The following is a 14,961-nucleotide window of genomic DNA, read 5'->3' on the forward strand; positions in this document are numbered from 1 at the left end:
CAAAGCAACAGAGTCGGGCGTAAAACAACATATAACCAAATCAAACACAAAGGAGACGGACATGTACGCAGAGGAACGCCAACAGGCGATCGCCTCGCTTGTCGGTCAGCGTGGCCGCGTTTCGGTAGCAGACCTATCCGATCTCTACAGCGTCACGACCGAGACGGTGCGCCGCGATCTTGCGGTGCTCGACCGGATGGGCGTCATCCGCCGAGTCCACGGCGGAGCAGTGCCCGCTACCGCGTTGACGGCACTGGAGCCAGGTATTGCAGAACGCGAGGTCGCGCACGCAGACGAGAAGGACCGCATCGCCAAAGCTGCCCTCGACTTCTTGCCTGGTGCCGGCGGCAGCATCTTGTTCGACGCCGGAACCACGACGGGCCGGATCGCGGCGCTTCTGCCTGCAGATCGGGATCTGACGGTGGTGACCAACTCCATTCCGATCGCCGCGCGTATCTCCACACTCGGCGGCGTATCACTGCAGGTGTTGGGCGGACGGGTCCGCGGGCTGACCCAGGCCGCCGTCGGCGACGAGGCGCTCCGCGCCCTCGCCACGCTGCGCGTCGATGTCGCGTTCATCGGAACGAACGCCATCAGCACCGGTCACGGAGTGTCGACGCCCGACAGCGACGAAGCCGCCGTCAAGCGAGCAATGGTCGCCGCAGCCCACCACGTCGTCGTCGTAGCCGATTCGTCGAAGATCGGTCGCGAACTTCTGATCAGCTTCGGCTCACTCGATCGAATCGACGTACTGGTCACCGATTCCGACATCGCCGACGCCGACAGAGACGCGATCCGCGAACTCGGCGTCGAGGTCGTCGTCGCATGATCGTCACCCTGACCGCAAATCCGAGCATCGATCGGACGGTCGCACTCACCGAAGCTTTGCAACGCGGCGCTCTGCATCGCGCGCAAGCGGCAACCTCGCATCCCGGCGGCAAAGGCATCAACGTCAGCCGGGTTGTCAGCGCGGCGGGAGTTCGGTCCGTCGCCGTGCTTCCCGGCAACCTCGAAGATCCGTTGCTGCTCACACTGACGGAGTTGGGCATCGAGCATCGGCACGTCGACGTTGCTGGGCATGCCCGCACGAACCTCACCATCACCGAACCCGACGGCACCACGACGAAGATCAACGAGTCCGGCAACCTACTCGGCGCCGCCGATCTGGCGCGGCTCGAGCGTGTACTCAGCGAGGCTGCGGCAACAGCGCATTGGGTGGTGCTGTCAGGCTCGCTGCCACCCGGCGCACCCGTAACCTGGTACGCGGACCTGGTCGTGATGCTCGCGCTGAGCCCGGCTCGTATCGCTGTCGATTCGTCCGACGGGCCACTCCGCGCCCTTGCGGCCCGCTTTCCGATCTCGGCACCACACCTGCTCAAACCCAATGCGGACGAACTGGCGCAGCTCACGGGCATCGACGCCGACGAATTGGAACGCTCTGCCGCACACGGTGATCCAACGTTGGCAGCCAAGGCCGGTCGCACCCTGGTCGATCGGGGAGTCGACACCGTGCTGGCGACGCTCGGATCGGCAGGCGCAGTCCTGATCACCTCCAACGGCGCGTGGCACGGCGCTCCCCCGCCGATCACCCCGCGGAGCACCGTCGGCGCCGGCGACTCCTCACTCGCCGGCTACCTGCTCGCGCACATCGACGGCGACGGACCCGAGGAATGCCTGCGACACGCCATTGCGTACGGCGCCGCAGCCGCTGCGCTGCCCGGAACCGCCCTGCCAACTCGCCACGACACCGACCCGGCGTCGGTGTCGATCACCCAAATCTTCGGCTGACGCCCCGATCCGCCGACAAGTAAGGACCCACAATGTCTGCACCGACAACTCGACCCGACATCATCACCCCGGACCTCATCGCGCTCGACGCAGATCTGGGCAACTCGAAGGACGCCGTCATCGCCGCGCTTGCGACGCGACTTGCCGACGCCGGAAGGGTAACGAGTCCCACCGATCTCGCCGACGACGCGCTCGCGCGTGAGGCGAAGTCGGCAACCGGACTTCCCGGCGGCATCGCGATTCCGCACTGCCGCAGCGAATCCGTGACGACGGCGTCGCTCGGCTTCGCCCGGCTGGACCCGAAGGTCGATTTCGGCGCGCCCGACGGTCCGGCGGACCTCGTGTTCCTCATCGCCGCACCCGAAGGTGCAGGCGCCGAGCACATGAAACTGTTGTCCAAGCTGGCACGAGCCCTCGTCAAGCCCACGTTCGTCGCCGACCTGCGGGCCGCCGCGACGCCCGACGCGGTCGTTGCACTCGTCCAAGGCGTGGTCAACCCCGCACCCAAGGCCGCCGTTGCACAGAAGACCGTAGCTCCCACGCCAGAACCGTTGTCCGCCAAGCACATCGTCGCAGTGACCGCATGTCCGACGGGCATCGCGCACACCTACATGGCGGCAGACTCGCTCGTCGCGGCAGGCAAGCGAGCAGACATCACCGTGCACGTGGAAACCCAAGGCTCCAGCGGCAGTACGCCGTTGGCACCCGAGGTCATCGCGTCCGCACAAGCCGTCATCTTCGCCACCGACGTCGGCGTCAAGGGTAAGGAGCGGTTCGCAGGCCTGCCGGTCGTCGCGTCGGGAGTGAAACGCGCCATCAACGAACCCGACGCGATGATCACCGAGGCCCTACGGGCAGGACTCAATCCGTCCGCCGCGAAGGTCGAGGGCGCCGCATCGACCGCTCCTGAAAAGGCCGCCGGATCGATCGGTTGGGGGACGCGACTGCGTCAGATTCTGCTCACCGGCGTCAGCTACATGATCCCGTTCGTCGCCGCGGGTGGCCTTCTCATCGCACTCGGCTTCCTGCTCGGTGGCTACGAGATCGCCGACAGCGCAAAGCAGATCGTGCTGGACAACTCGCTGACCCAACTACCCGACGGCGGCGTGAAGATCTACCTCGGCGCCGTGTTGTTCCAACTCGGCTCGCTGGCGTTCAGCTTCCTCGTACCAGCCCTTGCCGGGTATATCGCCTTCGCGATTGCCGACAGACCAGGTCTCGCACCAGGATTCACTGCGGGCGCGGTCGCGGTGTTCGTCGGCGCCGGATTCATCGGCGGTCTGGTCGGTGGCATCATCGCCGGATTCACCGCTCTCTGGATCGGCCGGATCGGCGTTCCCCGCTGGGCCCGCGGCCTCATGCCCGTCGTCGTCATCCCACTGATCGCGACACTGACCGTCGGCACCTTGATGTTCGTCGTACTCGGTAAGCCGTTGGCCGCCATCACAAGTGGCCTGACGAACTGGCTCAACGGACTGTCAGGCAGCTCGGTGATCCTGCTCGGAATCATCCTCGGCCTCATGATGTGCTTTGACCTCGGTGGACCGGTCAACAAGGCTGCCTACGCCTTTGCGGTCGCCGGACTGTCCGTCAACGATCCTGCGTCGCTGCGCATCATGGCCGCGGTCATGGCAGCTGGAATGGTTCCGCCACTCGCGATGGCTCTGGCGTCGACCGTGCGACCCGGATTGTTCAGCACCGGAGAGCGTGAAAACGGAAAGGCCGCCTGGCTTCTCGGCGCAGCCTTCATCTCCGAAGGTGCTATCCCGTTCGCTGCAGTCGACCCGCTTCGCGTGATCCCGTCCATGATGATCGGCGGCGCGGTCACCGGCTCGCTGATCATGGCCACGGGCACGACACTCAGTGCACCACACGGCGGTATCTTCGTCTTCTTCGCGATCGGCCACGTGGTGTGGTTCGTTGCCTCCCTCGTCGCGGGGACTGTCGTCGCAGCGACCTGCGTCGTCATCGCCAAAAAACTCATCCATCGCAAGCCGGTCGAGGCCGAAACCCCCGTCCTCGTCGCCGCATAAATCTCAGCACAACAACCAACAACAATCAGGAGAATGCAATGCCCAGCACCACAGTCGTCGTCGGATCCTCCATCGGCCTGCACGCCCGTCCCGCCGGAATCATCGCCGACACGGTCAACAACTTCGGCTACGAAGTCACCCTTGCAGTAGTCGGCGCCGACGAAGATGACGAGCCGGTGGACGCCGGTTCAGCGCTCATGATCATGTCGCTCGGCGCCTCGGTCGGAACCGAAGTCATCGTCAGCAGCGACGATCCCCAGGCGGTCGCAGCCATCGCCGAGCTGGTCGCAGCGGATCTCGACGCCTGACGGACCTACCGGCGCTGTGCAATCACGCGAGCTTCGACCTTACGGATGAGTGCATGAACACCCTTGTCGCCCGCCATCTTTTGATCGATGAGGACGTTCGCAGCGCCACGCAGCAACGAGTACGGCTGCCACGACGCGGGAGCGATAGTGCGAGCTGCTCGCTCGGCAATTCCGTCCGCGATCGACTTCGCTGCCTCGGCTGCACTGATCCGCTGGCTCAAGGGCCACGGCAGCAACGCGGCGACTTCGCCGACAAGGTCGTCCTCGTCGATGGTGTCGTGGGTCATGGCGGTGTCCACGATGCCGAAGTACGCGACACCGGCACTCGCGCCGACGGCAGCAAGCTCGATCCGCAGCGCGCGGCCGAACTGCTCGACCGCCGCCTTGCTGATCATGTACGGGGATCCACCCGCACCTGGCGCGAACGCGGCCGCCGACGACACCACAACCACATGACCGTTGTGCTCGATCACCTGCTCCAGAGCCGGACGGACCGTGTTGAACACACCCGTCAGATTGATGTCGATGACGCGGTCGAAGGCGTCCTCGTCGATGGTCCGCAGGGTTGCAGGGGGCGGTGCGATTCCTGCGTTGGCAATGACAACGTCGAGCCTCCCGAAGCGCTCCACGATCTGCGCGACAGCGGCTTTCATGCCTGCCCGGTCGCGCACGTCGGCGGTCAGCGGCAAGGCACGCTCCCCGAACGCGTCCGCGGCGGCAACGACAGAATCGGTGTCGACATCGACCATCGCGATCGACGCGCCACGGTCGTGCAGCAAGGTCGCCAGCGCAAGCCCGATGCCTTGGCCCGCTCCGGTGATCAGGACGACCTTGTCGCGAACGTCGTAGGACGGACTGCTGTTGAACGGAAACATCAGACTGCACTCATCTCGTAGGAATCGCGATCGAATTTGGCGGTGCGCCTTGCATATTCGAAGCTCCAGCCCGGGTACAGACCGGCATTGCGTCCGTCCGCCGTCCGGTAGTAGGTGGTTGCGCACCCGCCCGTCAACCACACGGTGTTCTCGCTGCGATCGTTGACTTCGTCCAGGAATTCTTCCTGAACTTCTCCGCGCACCTCGACGCGGGTGAGTCCTTCGTCGCGCATCGTTGCCAACGCGTCGACGATGTATGCGATCTGGCATTCGATCATGTAGATCGCGGACTGATTCCCCACGGCGCCGAACGGCCCAAGCGTGCTGAAAAAGTTCGGAAACCCAGCCATCGCTGTGCCGAGGTAGGACTGCGGCCGCTTGGCAACGAGCTCGCCGATGCTGAGCCCGTCGGTGCCGTGAATCCGTTCTGCCACCGCAGGCGGAACGACAAACCCGGTGCCGTAGATGATGGTGTCGACCGGATGCTCGACACCGCCTCGCGTGACGATCGAGTGCTCACGGATCTCGGCAATCGCGTCGTCGATCACCTCGACGTTCTCCTTTGCCAACGCGGGCAGGTACGAGTCGGAGAAGATCGCGCGCTTGCAGCCGATCATGTAATCCGGGGTCAGCCGCTTACGCAACGCCGAATCACGGACTTGACGGCGGAGCTGCAGCTTTCCGATGACCTCGAAGGGGTGGCGGAATCGTTTGTCTACAAAGCCGACCAACCCGAAACCTTCGATGCCGGTGTAGTAGCCGCCGCGCATGGCCTTGCCGATCAGCGGGAGCCGGCGCAGCAACCCACGTTCGATACGCGAGGTCGTACGGTCCAGCCGCGGAATGATCCACGGCGCGGAGCGCTGAAAGACCAGCAGCCGATCGACGAGCGGCTGGATCTCGGGCACGAATTGCACTGCGGACGCGCCGGTTCCGAGTACCGCGACCACCTCCCCCGACAGGTCGTGCTCGTGATTCCAGTGCAGCGAATGGAATGCGGTGCCTGCGAACTTTTCGATGCCCGGTAAGTCGGGGTAGCGGGCCTCGCCATAGACACCTGCGGCTGAAATCAGGATTCTCGGGTGGAGCTCACCGTTGTTCGTCGTGACGGTCCAGCGCCGCGACCGCTCGTCCCATTTCGCCTCCAGGACTTCGGTATCGAAGCGCATGTGCCCGACGACGCCGTTCTTTGCCGCGACCGTGCGCAGGTACTCCAGTATCTCCGGCTGCTTGCTGTAGGTGCGTGACCAGTCCGGATTCGGCTCGAACGAGTAGCTGTAGAGGTGCGACGGCACATCGCACGCGCATCCGGGATAGGTGTTGTCGCGCCACGTGCCGCCGAGCTCACTTGCTCGCTCCAGGATGACGAAGTTCTCGAATCCGGCTTCGCGCAGTTTGATACCCAGACCGATGCCGCCGAAGCCGGCGCCGATGATGGCAACGTCGATGTCGCTCATCTTGTCAGTTCCTTCCGTGCAGCAGCTTCACAAGCGCTCCTGCTATTGCGTCAGTCCGCTCGGTGCGGGCAAACGTTGTCAGTGCCAGCGGCGACGGAAACCGTTGCCGCGAGATCGCTTTGGCGTAGGTGAACTCCTTGAGACCTTCCGGTCCGTGCACGCGACCGAATCCGGACTGGCCGACGCCGCCCAACGGGAGCGACGGGATCGTCGCGTATGCGACGAACGCGTTGATCGCCACGCCACCGACCCGGAGCCGACGAGCGATCTCGACTCCGCGTGCGCGCGAAAAGACTGTCGCACCAAGCCCATAGCGGCTTGCGTTGACGCGGTCGATCGCCTCATCCATGTCGGCCACCTTCGCCACGGTCAACGTCGGACCGAACGTCTCCTCGGTGACGGCCAGCGAATCCTCCGGCACGTCCACCAGAATTGTGGGTTGAACGAATTGCCGGTCGATCGTGTCGAGCCCGCCGATCAGAGCACGCCCACCTCGTTCGAGTGCATCCGTGACGTGACGGAGGATGACATCGACTTGCGATGGCATCGTGATCGGGCCGATCTTCGAACCGTTGTCGGTGCCGGCGCGAATCGCCTTCGCCCGCTTGACGACCTCGGTCACGAATGCGTCGTAGACGGCTTCGTGAACGTACACGCGCTCGACCGCGAGACAGGTCTGGCCCGCATTCGACAGTCCGCCCCAGACCGCAGCGTCGGCTGCTGCTTCGATGTCGGCGTCCGCATCGACGATCAGCGCATCCTTGCCACCGCACTCCATCAGAACCGGCGTCAGGCTCTCCGAACACGCGGCCATGACCTTCTTGCCTGTCGCGGTCGAGCCGGTGAACCCGATCTTGTCGACGCCCGAACGGCACAGCGCTGCACCGGTTTCCGCACCGCCGGTCACCACCTGCAGCACCGGATGTTCGGGGACCGCTCGCTGGAACGCCGCGACCAGCCACGCGCCGACCCCAGGAGTGAATTCGCTCGGCTTGAAGACGACGGCGTTACCCGCGGCGAGCGCAAACGACAACGAGCTCAGCGGAGTGAACACCGGATAGTTCCACGGGCCGATGACGCCGACGACGCCCAACGGTGGAAACTCCACGCTCGCAGCCTGATTGATGGTCAGCAGACTCGACGGCACCGACCGGGGACCGAGCACCTTCGCCGCGTTCTTGCCACCCCACGCCAGGTGCTCGAGCGCCATCGCAAGCTCGAGCTTGGCATCCGAGACCGGTTTGCCCATCTCCGAATTGATCAGCTCCACCAGTTCGTCTGTGCCGCGGACTATTTCGCTGCGCCACCTCGCCAGACCCTTCGCTCGCTGTGCGAACGACAGCCCCGCCCACCACACCGCAGCTGAGCGTGCGCGTTCGACGGTCGCGGCGACGTCATCGGCTGTGTGGGACGGAAACGTCCCCACCACAGCACCGGTAGCGGGGCTGAGCACGTCGAAGGTCAGAGAGTCGGCGGTGAAAGCAATCGTTTCCGTCACGAGGTTCCTTTACAGATCGAGGACGAGGGGCCCGCCGTCGGAGCGGGAAACGCAGATGAGCATCGAGTCGTCGCGTTCGGACTCGAGCAGTTTGTTGTCACGGTGGTCGACTCCCCCGGTGAGCACGCCGACCTTGCATGTGCCGCAGTAGCCCTGCTGGCAGGAGTAGGTCACCGCGGGGACTTGGCGACGGATTGCGGCAAGCGCCGACTCGTCCGCGCCCACAGCGACGGTGATTCCGGTGCGCAGCAGTTGCACGTCGAAGGGTGTACCCCCGACAACGGGTGGAGCCGAAAACCGTTCGGTGTGCATCGATCCCGTGGAATCCAGGGTCGACATCAGCCGGCGCGCGGCGTTCAGCACGGGCGGCGGTCCGCAGACGTAGGTGGCACCGCCCGGCTGCGCCCGGCTGAGCAGATCGCCGATGTCGGGCAACCCGACCTCGTCGTCGGGCCGAATCTCGACAACACCATTGGCGCAACGCACCAGTTCGGTGAGAAACGGCATGGACTCACGTGTTCGCCCGAGATACACCAGCTGCCATGGCACTTCACGTGCGTTGGCAGCCTTCACCATCGGTAGGATCGGCGTGATGCCGATTCCGCCTGCGATGAAGAGATAGGAGTCCGCTTCGACCATGCGGAAGGCGTTGCGCGGTCCGCGGACATGCAGCGTGTCACCGGCTTTCAGCGCCTGGTGAATCTCCCGAGAACCTCCACCGCCGTCGCGGATCAGCCGGACTGCGATACGGAAATGCTTGCGGTCGTGCGGATTCCCACACAGCGAGTACTGACGCTGCCGACCTGACGGCAGAAATATGTCGATGTGCGAGCCCGGACTCCATACCGGTAGATCGGCGCCATCGGGGGCTGCCAGTGCCAGGCTCACCACATCGTCGGCTTCGACCTTCACTCGTTCTACGACGAGATCCATGTCGAAGTCGTTATGCCGCAGCTTGTTCGAGCGGGCGAGAAACGGCGAGAGCCTGCTGTCGGCAACAAGACGCCGGTAGCCGCCTACCGCTGCGGCGACAAGCTTGAGGCCCGGTCCAACGGTGCCTTCGCGCGGCGGTGGGAGTTTCGTTGCGCCGCGGATCAATCCGCTCACTGCGCGTCGGCATTCGCCGCGGGCGAGGTCGCAAGATACCGCAATGCCTGATCCAGACTTCCCATCGACGAAGGATGAAACCCTGGCCGCAGGTACACCGGAATCTCGGTGAGGAAGTGCAGACCCGTAGGGATGAGCCCTCGAGCGGCCGCGCTGACGAACTGCACCGGCCAGGGCTTTCCCTTGGGTGACGGATCGTGGCGCATCATGTACGTCACGCTGTAGGCGGTCAGCGCGGCGAGTGTGCCGCTGGCGAGAATTGCGGTCCGGGCACGGCGGGCAAAGCTGCCGTCGACGTGCTGATAGACGTCGTAGACGACGCTGCGGTGCTCGACTTCTTCGGCACCGTGCCAGCGGAGCAGGTCGAGCATCATCGGATGCATGCCGGCCTCGTCGAGTTCGTCGGCATCGAGGAGCCACTGGCCGACGATCGCGGTGTAATGCTCCAAGGCGGCGAACAAGCCCAGCCGCTCTTTCAGCCACAACTTCTTCGCGCGACCGCCGAGGCCGTGATCGACGAGGATTCTGTCGATCAAGTAGTTCACGCGATCGATCATCGGATCGACGTCGAGGCCCTGCTCGATGAGGTGGCGACGGACTGCCTCGTGAGACGACGCGTGCATGGCTTCTTGACCGATGAAGCCGACAGCCTCCTCGCGCAGACGCTCGTCCTCGATGTAAGGCAGCGCATCCGCGAGCGCGCCGGCCATCGCACGCTCGCCTTCGGGGAGCACGAGGTGCATGAAGTTCCAGATCTGGGTGACCAGCGGTTCGCCGGGCACGTACTGGAGCGGAACGCCCGACCAATCGAATACGACGTTGCGCGCATTGATGGCATGCGCTTCGTCAAACCTAGGCTGCGCCGTTGCAGTCCGTTTCGTTGTCATGTTCCGACCGTACACTGTTACATATTATATGACAATGTTGCATCTACATCGGTCGGGATGACGTTTCTTGATACCGTCGCCACGTGCCTGACGCTCCGGATCCAGCGACCGAACGCATCCTCGACGCCGCACTACGACAATTCGAGGAAGTCGGAATGCGCCGGACCACGATCGAGGACATCGCCAAGCAAGCCGGCGTCGAGCGCGTCACGGTCTATCGCCGGGTGGGTTCGAAAGACGACGTTGTCTCGGCAGTCATCAATAGGGAGGCGCAGCGCGCTATCGCGAGTCTCGGTCTGGCGGCGGCAATCAGCACGTCGTTCGAAGACCGCCTTGCTGCGGGCTTCACCACAATCGTGCGCTTTCTGTGGAATCACACGTTGGCGAACCGACTCATCGCGCTCGAACCCGAGAGCGCGTTACCGCGCTTGACCACCAATGGCTCACCCGTTCTGGCAGCATCGGTCGCGGCAACTGTCGCGATGTTCGATCAGGCTGTGCGAGACGGACTACTGGACGCCGCCGACGATTTCGCCGAACGTGCCGAGGTGATCGTGCGGCTGATCCATTCGTTCATGATGACGCGGCGCGTACACGTCGACCTCACCACCGACGACCAACTGGACGCTTTCGCGCGCCGCTACATCGTCCCGATCGCCGCCCACCCCTCGTGAGTCTTTTCGGAGTCTCTGGACTCCTAAAAGACTCACAAGCAGGAAGGGCTCACAAGCCGCGGAGGCGTCCCCACAAGGTGCGGCCCGGGTCGCGGTCGCGCTCAGCGAGGAGGAAGTTGATCTCTTCCTCGACGGCCTTGCGGACCAGCAAACTCAGCTCGGCCGCGGCCGCATCGATGTTCGGATTGTCCTGCCACGCCTTCGTCTCGATCGGCTCACCGATCGAGAAGTAGAAGCGCTCGGGGCGCGGGATGGCGGTCGGTCCGACGCCACGAACGAGCGGCGGAGCCAGCTCCCACCGTGCGCCGAGACGCTCGGCGATCGCCTTGACCGGCTTCAGAACTGGGTGGTCGGCGTCCATCACGATGTCGAGCGCATCATCGATGCCGATCATTGCGGTGGGCAGAATCGGAACGCCTGCCTCGATCGCCATCCGCGCGAACCCGGTCCGACCGTCCCACTTCAGGACGTACTTCTCGTTCTTGCGACGGACCGCTTCGCGACCGCCGCCGGGAAACACCAGGACGAGATCGTCGTTGGCGAACAGCGCACGGCAATTGGCGCGAGTGCCGCGGACCGAGCCGAAGCGCTGAATCAGATGCCGGACGCCCGGCGTGCCGATGAGGACGTTCTCGGCGAGTCCGCGCATGATTCGCCCGCGCGTGCGCAGCACCTCTTCGGCCAGAAGTGGCACGTCGATGCCGCCGTACAGCGTGTGGTTGCCGACGAGCAGAGCAGCGCCTTCGGGAATGTTGTCGAGGCCGTAGAACTTCGGACTCGTCCATGCGCGCAGCGGGGCCAGGAAGGTACGAATCGCCCATTTGTCCGTGTCGGTGATGTCGACGTGGAGCGGGGCGCCGTCACTGAGGGTGTGATCCACCAAAACAATTCCTAACATCTGGCCGTACGAATATGCAGCGGGGGTGCACGGACGATGGTATACGCGGATTGTGGCCCGGAGCGCTCCTGAAGCCGCATTGTGAGCCGAATCTCAGAATTGAAACGCGTTACAGTTTGCGTCGTCGTCGCAGTGCGAATGCCCCAACGACCCCGCCTATGACCACGGCAGATCCCACTCCCGCCACCCATATCCACGTGTGCGGACCGGTGTCAATTTCGCGCTCGTGTGGCGCAGCGACCGGAGCTACCAGCGCCGTCGCTCCACGCAGAATCTGTAGTGGCGGAAACGGTTTACCGTCGCCGCCGGTCTCCGAACCCACCAGCAGATCGCCTGCCGGCGTGAAGGTGACCGACTCCCCCTGCGGCTGCGGACGCGGCGTCACCACGACCGGTGTGCCCGTCGTCAGCGCCTTCACGAAATCCCCTCCGGGCACTGCGAACAGGAAGACGTCGGAGTAGGTGCGCAGCGCGATGACCGTGCCGTCGGCACTGACCGCGCCACCCGTGACCAGCGGACTGGGTCCGGTCTGCCCCGTTGCAGTGGGCTTGCGGAGGTCGACCTGGCCGACGCGTTGCAGTGGGGCCGGCCCGGGACTCGGCAGATCGGTGATTCGAGTGTCACCGGTCGGGACGTAGATCCCCGCTGGCCCCGAGAACTCTTTCGTCACGATCAACGGGCGGCCGGCGGGCTCGATGAGCAGCGCCTCGGCGTCGTGTTTGCCGTCGGGATAGGTCAAGCGATGAAGTTCGCCCGATCCGTCGTCCGGGCTCATGCTCGTGAGCGAGACGGTGTCGCGTCGGCGCAGGTTGTCGCCGGTATCGGACAGCCAGAGTTGTCCCTCGAAGGCGGCGACGTCCTCGGTGTCATAGGGGTCGACAGGCACGTTCAGCCACCGCACGAGGCCGCAATTGCCGTCGAGGACAGCCAGTTTGTCGTCGGTGCCGCTGTCGCCCAGCGCGTAGTACTTGTCGCCTATCGCGGCCATGCCCGACAACTCCTCCAGACCCGGAATGGCAGGCGTGCAGAAGTTGTCGAACTGCGGGCGCGGGTCGGCTGCGGCAGGGGCGCACAACAGAACGAGCGCGCAGACCGCTATGGCTAGCGCTCTACCCACCGTGGGCGTACTCGTGCAGCGCCGATGCCAGCGATTTCGGCACCCGAGCATGCACGCGAGTGCCGTCTTCGTCGTGCGTGGACCGCAGAATCCGGCCGTCCGCGTGGATCCGCGCGACGAGATCACCGCGGTTGTACGGCAGCAGCACGCTGACCTCGATATCGAGGCGACCGAGAATATCGGCGAGGCGAGCGCGTAGCTCGTCGAGTCCCTCGCCCGTGTGCGCCGAGATGAAGACGGCGCCGGGCAACATTCCGCGCAGCTGGGTCAACGTCACCGGGTCCGCAGCGTCGATCTTGTTGACCACCAGCAACTCCTGCGGGGCTGGCGCATTGGTCTCGCGCAATACCTGGGTCACGACCTCACGGACCGCTTTGATCTGCTCGGCAGGCAACGGATCGGACCCGTCGACGACATGAACGAGCAGGTCCGCGTCGGTGACCTCCTCCAGCGTCGAGCGGAACGCCTCGACCAGCTGGGTCGGCAGGTGGCGAACGAACCCGACCGTGTCGGTCAGCACGTATTCGCGACCGTCGGGGAGTCCGGCTCGACGGGTCGTCGGGTCGAGGGTCGCGAACAGTGCGTTTTCGACCAGCACGCCCGCGTCCGTCAACGCATTGAGCAGGCTCGACTTGCCTGCGTTGGTGTAGCCGACGATCGCGACCGACGGGATCGCGTTGTCGAGCCGCCGCGAGCGCTTGGTGTCGCGGGCCTTCTTCATGTCTTTGATCTCGCGGCGCAACTTCGCCATGCGTTCGCGAATGCGGCGACGATCGGTCTCGATCTTCGTCTCACCTGGGCCGCGCAGGCCCACGCCGCCGTTGCTGCCCGCCCGGCCACCGGCCTGCCGGGACATCGATTCACCCCAGCCACGCAGCCGCGGCAGCATGTACTCCATCTGCGCCAAGGCGACCTGCGCCTTACCTTCGCGAGACGTCGCGTGCTGGGCGAAGATATCGAGGATCAGCGCGGTCCGGTCGATGACCTTGACCTTGACCACCTTCTCCAGCGCCGTGAGCTGGGCTGGTGTGAGCTCGCCGTCGCAGATCACCGTGTCTGCGCCGGTCGCGAGCACGACGTCACGCAATTCGATCGCCTTGCCGGATCCGATGTAGGTGGACGCGTCAGGGCGGTCGCGGCGCTGCACCAAGCCTTCGAGGACTTCGGAACCGGCCGTTTCGGCCAGCGCGGCCAATTCGGTCATGCTCGCTTCGGCCTGCGCCGCGGTGCCATCGGTCCAGACGCCGACGAGCACGACCCGTTCCAGCCGCAGCTGGCGGTATTCGACTTCGGTGATGTCGGTGAGTTCGGTGGAAAGCCCGGCGACTCGACGAAGCGCGCTCCGGTCGTCGAGTTGCATCTCGCCGACGGTCCACGCGGGTGTGTCAAAAGATTCTGAGTTCGTCATACGGTATCCATGGTCCCACGAATCGGACCCGGGTCGCATTTCTTTATTGCGCAGCCCACCACGCGTCGTCGATGTCGCCCGATGCGACCAGCACCGACGGACCGCGCAGATCGGCTTCACCTGCGTCGATCCGCACCCGGACCTCGCCGCCCAGCACCCTGACCACGACTTCGCCAGCGTCGGCACCGTCGAATCGCAACGCCGCGGCAGCCGCTGCGACGGTCCCAGTCCCGCACGAACGTGTTTCGCCGACGCCGCGTTCGTGTACGCGCATCTCGACTGCGCCGCCCGACAGCGGGGTCACGATCTCGACGTTCACACCGTGCGGAAAGAAACCGGGATCGAAGCCAGGAGCAGCGGAAAGGTCGAGCGCAGCGAGGACCGCGGGGGTCACGTCCGAATCCACGCACGCCAGGTGCGGGTTACCCACGTCTATACCGATGCCCTCGAACACGCGGCCGCCGATGGTCGCCGACGACGTGCCAAGCTCGCGGACCTTCCCCATGCCCACAGTGACGTCGCCACGGAAGCCGTCGACGCTGTGGACCGTGACCGGCCGTGCACCCGCGCGACTGCCTACAACGAACGCTGACCGAGTTTCGAGCCCGCTCGACAGCAGGTAGTGCGCGAACACACGGACCCCGTTGCCGCACATCTCGGCGGCCGAACCGTCCGCGTTGCGGTAGTCCATGAACCAGTCATCGACAGCGACACCGTCGGGCAGCACGTCGAGCACACCCGTCGCCGTCAGTGCACCGGCTTTCGCCACCCGCAGCACGCCGTCGGCGCCGAGGCCTCTGCTCCGATCGCACAGCGCCGACACACCTGCAGTGTGCAGCGTCAACTCGGCGTCAGGGTCGGGCAGAACGACGAAATCGTTCTCCGTGCCGTGTCCCTTCGCGAATCGCATA

At 64.9% G+C, this 14,961-nt stretch carries 14 protein-coding genes; 5 read left to right on the top strand and 9 right to left on the bottom strand.

Annotated elements, in window-relative coordinates; all coding sequences use genetic code 11:
- Positions 1-61 precede the first annotated feature (61 nt).
- From FGL95_RS03580 to FGL95_RS03595, 4 genes are read left to right on the top strand one after another with little or no spacing between them, the layout of a single operon-like run.
- On the top strand, positions 62-829 hold the full coding sequence (locus tag FGL95_RS03580) for a DeoR/GlpR family DNA-binding transcription regulator (protein WP_169584799.1): 768 nt from the start codon (positions 62-64) through the stop codon (positions 827-829).
- Positions 826-1,788: a 1-phosphofructokinase family hexose kinase gene (locus FGL95_RS03585; protein WP_169584800.1), complete on the top strand. Its 963-nt coding sequence runs from the start codon at positions 826-828 to the stop codon at positions 1,786-1,788. The genes FGL95_RS03580 and FGL95_RS03585 overlap by 4 nt, the downstream gene beginning before the upstream one ends.
- 32 nt (positions 1,789-1,820) lie before the next feature.
- Entirely contained in the window at positions 1,821-3,821 is a 2,001-nt protein-coding gene (locus FGL95_RS03590) for a PTS fructose transporter subunit IIABC (RefSeq protein WP_169584801.1), read from the top strand.
- A gap of 38 nt (positions 3,822-3,859) precedes the next feature.
- Positions 3,860-4,129, top strand: a complete 270-nt coding sequence (locus tag FGL95_RS03595; RefSeq protein ID WP_169584802.1) for an HPr family phosphocarrier protein — start codon at positions 3,860-3,862, stop codon at positions 4,127-4,129.
- A gap of 5 nt (positions 4,130-4,134) precedes the next feature.
- Here FGL95_RS03595 and FGL95_RS03600 read toward each other — a convergent pair whose 3' ends face one another.
- Genes FGL95_RS03600 through FGL95_RS03620 form a run of 5 tightly spaced genes read right to left on the bottom strand, consistent with a single transcriptional unit; the run spans position 4,135 to position 9,953 of the window.
- The gene (locus tag FGL95_RS03600; protein ID WP_169584803.1) at positions 4,135-5,004 is read right to left on the bottom strand and encodes a short-chain dehydrogenase/reductase; all 870 of its coding nucleotides are present in this window, start codon (positions 5,002-5,004) and stop codon (positions 4,135-4,137) included.
- Positions 5,004-6,461 carry a flavin-containing monooxygenase gene (locus tag FGL95_RS03605; protein WP_169584804.1) on the bottom strand — a complete coding sequence of 486 codons (1,458 nt, stop codon included), beginning with the start codon at positions 6,459-6,461 and terminating at the stop codon, positions 5,004-5,006. The genes FGL95_RS03600 and FGL95_RS03605 overlap by 1 nt, the downstream gene beginning before the upstream one ends.
- A gap of 4 nt (positions 6,462-6,465) precedes the next feature.
- Positions 6,466-7,959 (bottom strand): aldehyde dehydrogenase family protein, encoded by a 1,494-nt coding sequence (locus tag FGL95_RS03610; protein WP_338079690.1) that lies wholly within the window; start codon positions 7,957-7,959, stop codon positions 6,466-6,468.
- Between the two features lie 9 nt (positions 7,960-7,968).
- Positions 7,969-9,057, bottom strand: a complete 1,089-nt coding sequence (locus FGL95_RS03615) for a PDR/VanB family oxidoreductase (protein ID WP_206071509.1) — start codon at positions 9,055-9,057, stop codon at positions 7,969-7,971.
- Between the two features lie 5 nt (positions 9,058-9,062).
- On the bottom strand, positions 9,063-9,953 hold the full coding sequence (locus FGL95_RS03620; protein WP_169584806.1) for a metal-dependent hydrolase: 891 nt from the start codon (positions 9,951-9,953) through the stop codon (positions 9,063-9,065).
- A gap of 83 nt (positions 9,954-10,036) precedes the next feature.
- On the opposite strand from FGL95_RS03620, the gene FGL95_RS03625 reads away from it, so the two are divergent.
- Positions 10,037-10,627: a TetR family transcriptional regulator gene (locus tag FGL95_RS03625; RefSeq protein WP_169584807.1), complete on the top strand. Its 591-nt coding sequence runs from the start codon at positions 10,037-10,039 to the stop codon at positions 10,625-10,627.
- Between the two features lie 49 nt (positions 10,628-10,676).
- On the opposite strand, the gene FGL95_RS03630 is transcribed toward FGL95_RS03625, so the two are convergent.
- The 4 genes from FGL95_RS03630 to dapF all read right to left on the bottom strand — a co-directional run bounded on the left by FGL95_RS03630 (position 10,677) and on the right by dapF (position 14,960).
- Positions 10,677-11,507 (bottom strand): lysophospholipid acyltransferase family protein, encoded by an 831-nt coding sequence (locus FGL95_RS03630; RefSeq protein WP_338079691.1) that lies wholly within the window; start codon positions 11,505-11,507, stop codon positions 10,677-10,679.
- A gap of 127 nt (positions 11,508-11,634) precedes the next feature.
- On the bottom strand, positions 11,635-12,642 hold the full coding sequence (locus tag FGL95_RS03635; protein WP_338079692.1) for a hypothetical protein: 1,008 nt from the start codon (positions 12,640-12,642) through the stop codon (positions 11,635-11,637).
- Positions 12,635-14,050 (bottom strand): GTPase HflX, encoded by a 1,416-nt coding sequence (hflX, locus tag FGL95_RS03640; RefSeq protein ID WP_240962647.1) that lies wholly within the window; start codon positions 14,048-14,050, stop codon positions 12,635-12,637. Before hflX ends, FGL95_RS03635 begins: the two co-directional genes overlap by 8 nt.
- A gap of 43 nt (positions 14,051-14,093) precedes the next feature.
- Complete coding sequence (dapF, locus tag FGL95_RS03645; protein WP_169584811.1) at positions 14,094-14,960, bottom strand: diaminopimelate epimerase; 867 nt, start codon at positions 14,958-14,960, stop codon at positions 14,094-14,096.
- Between the last annotated feature and the right edge of the window lies 1 nt (position 14,961).

The organism is Antrihabitans stalactiti (assembly GCF_012932915.1).
GTDB classification, from domain to species: Bacteria; Actinomycetota; Actinomycetes; order Mycobacteriales; family Mycobacteriaceae; genus Antrihabitans; species Antrihabitans stalactiti.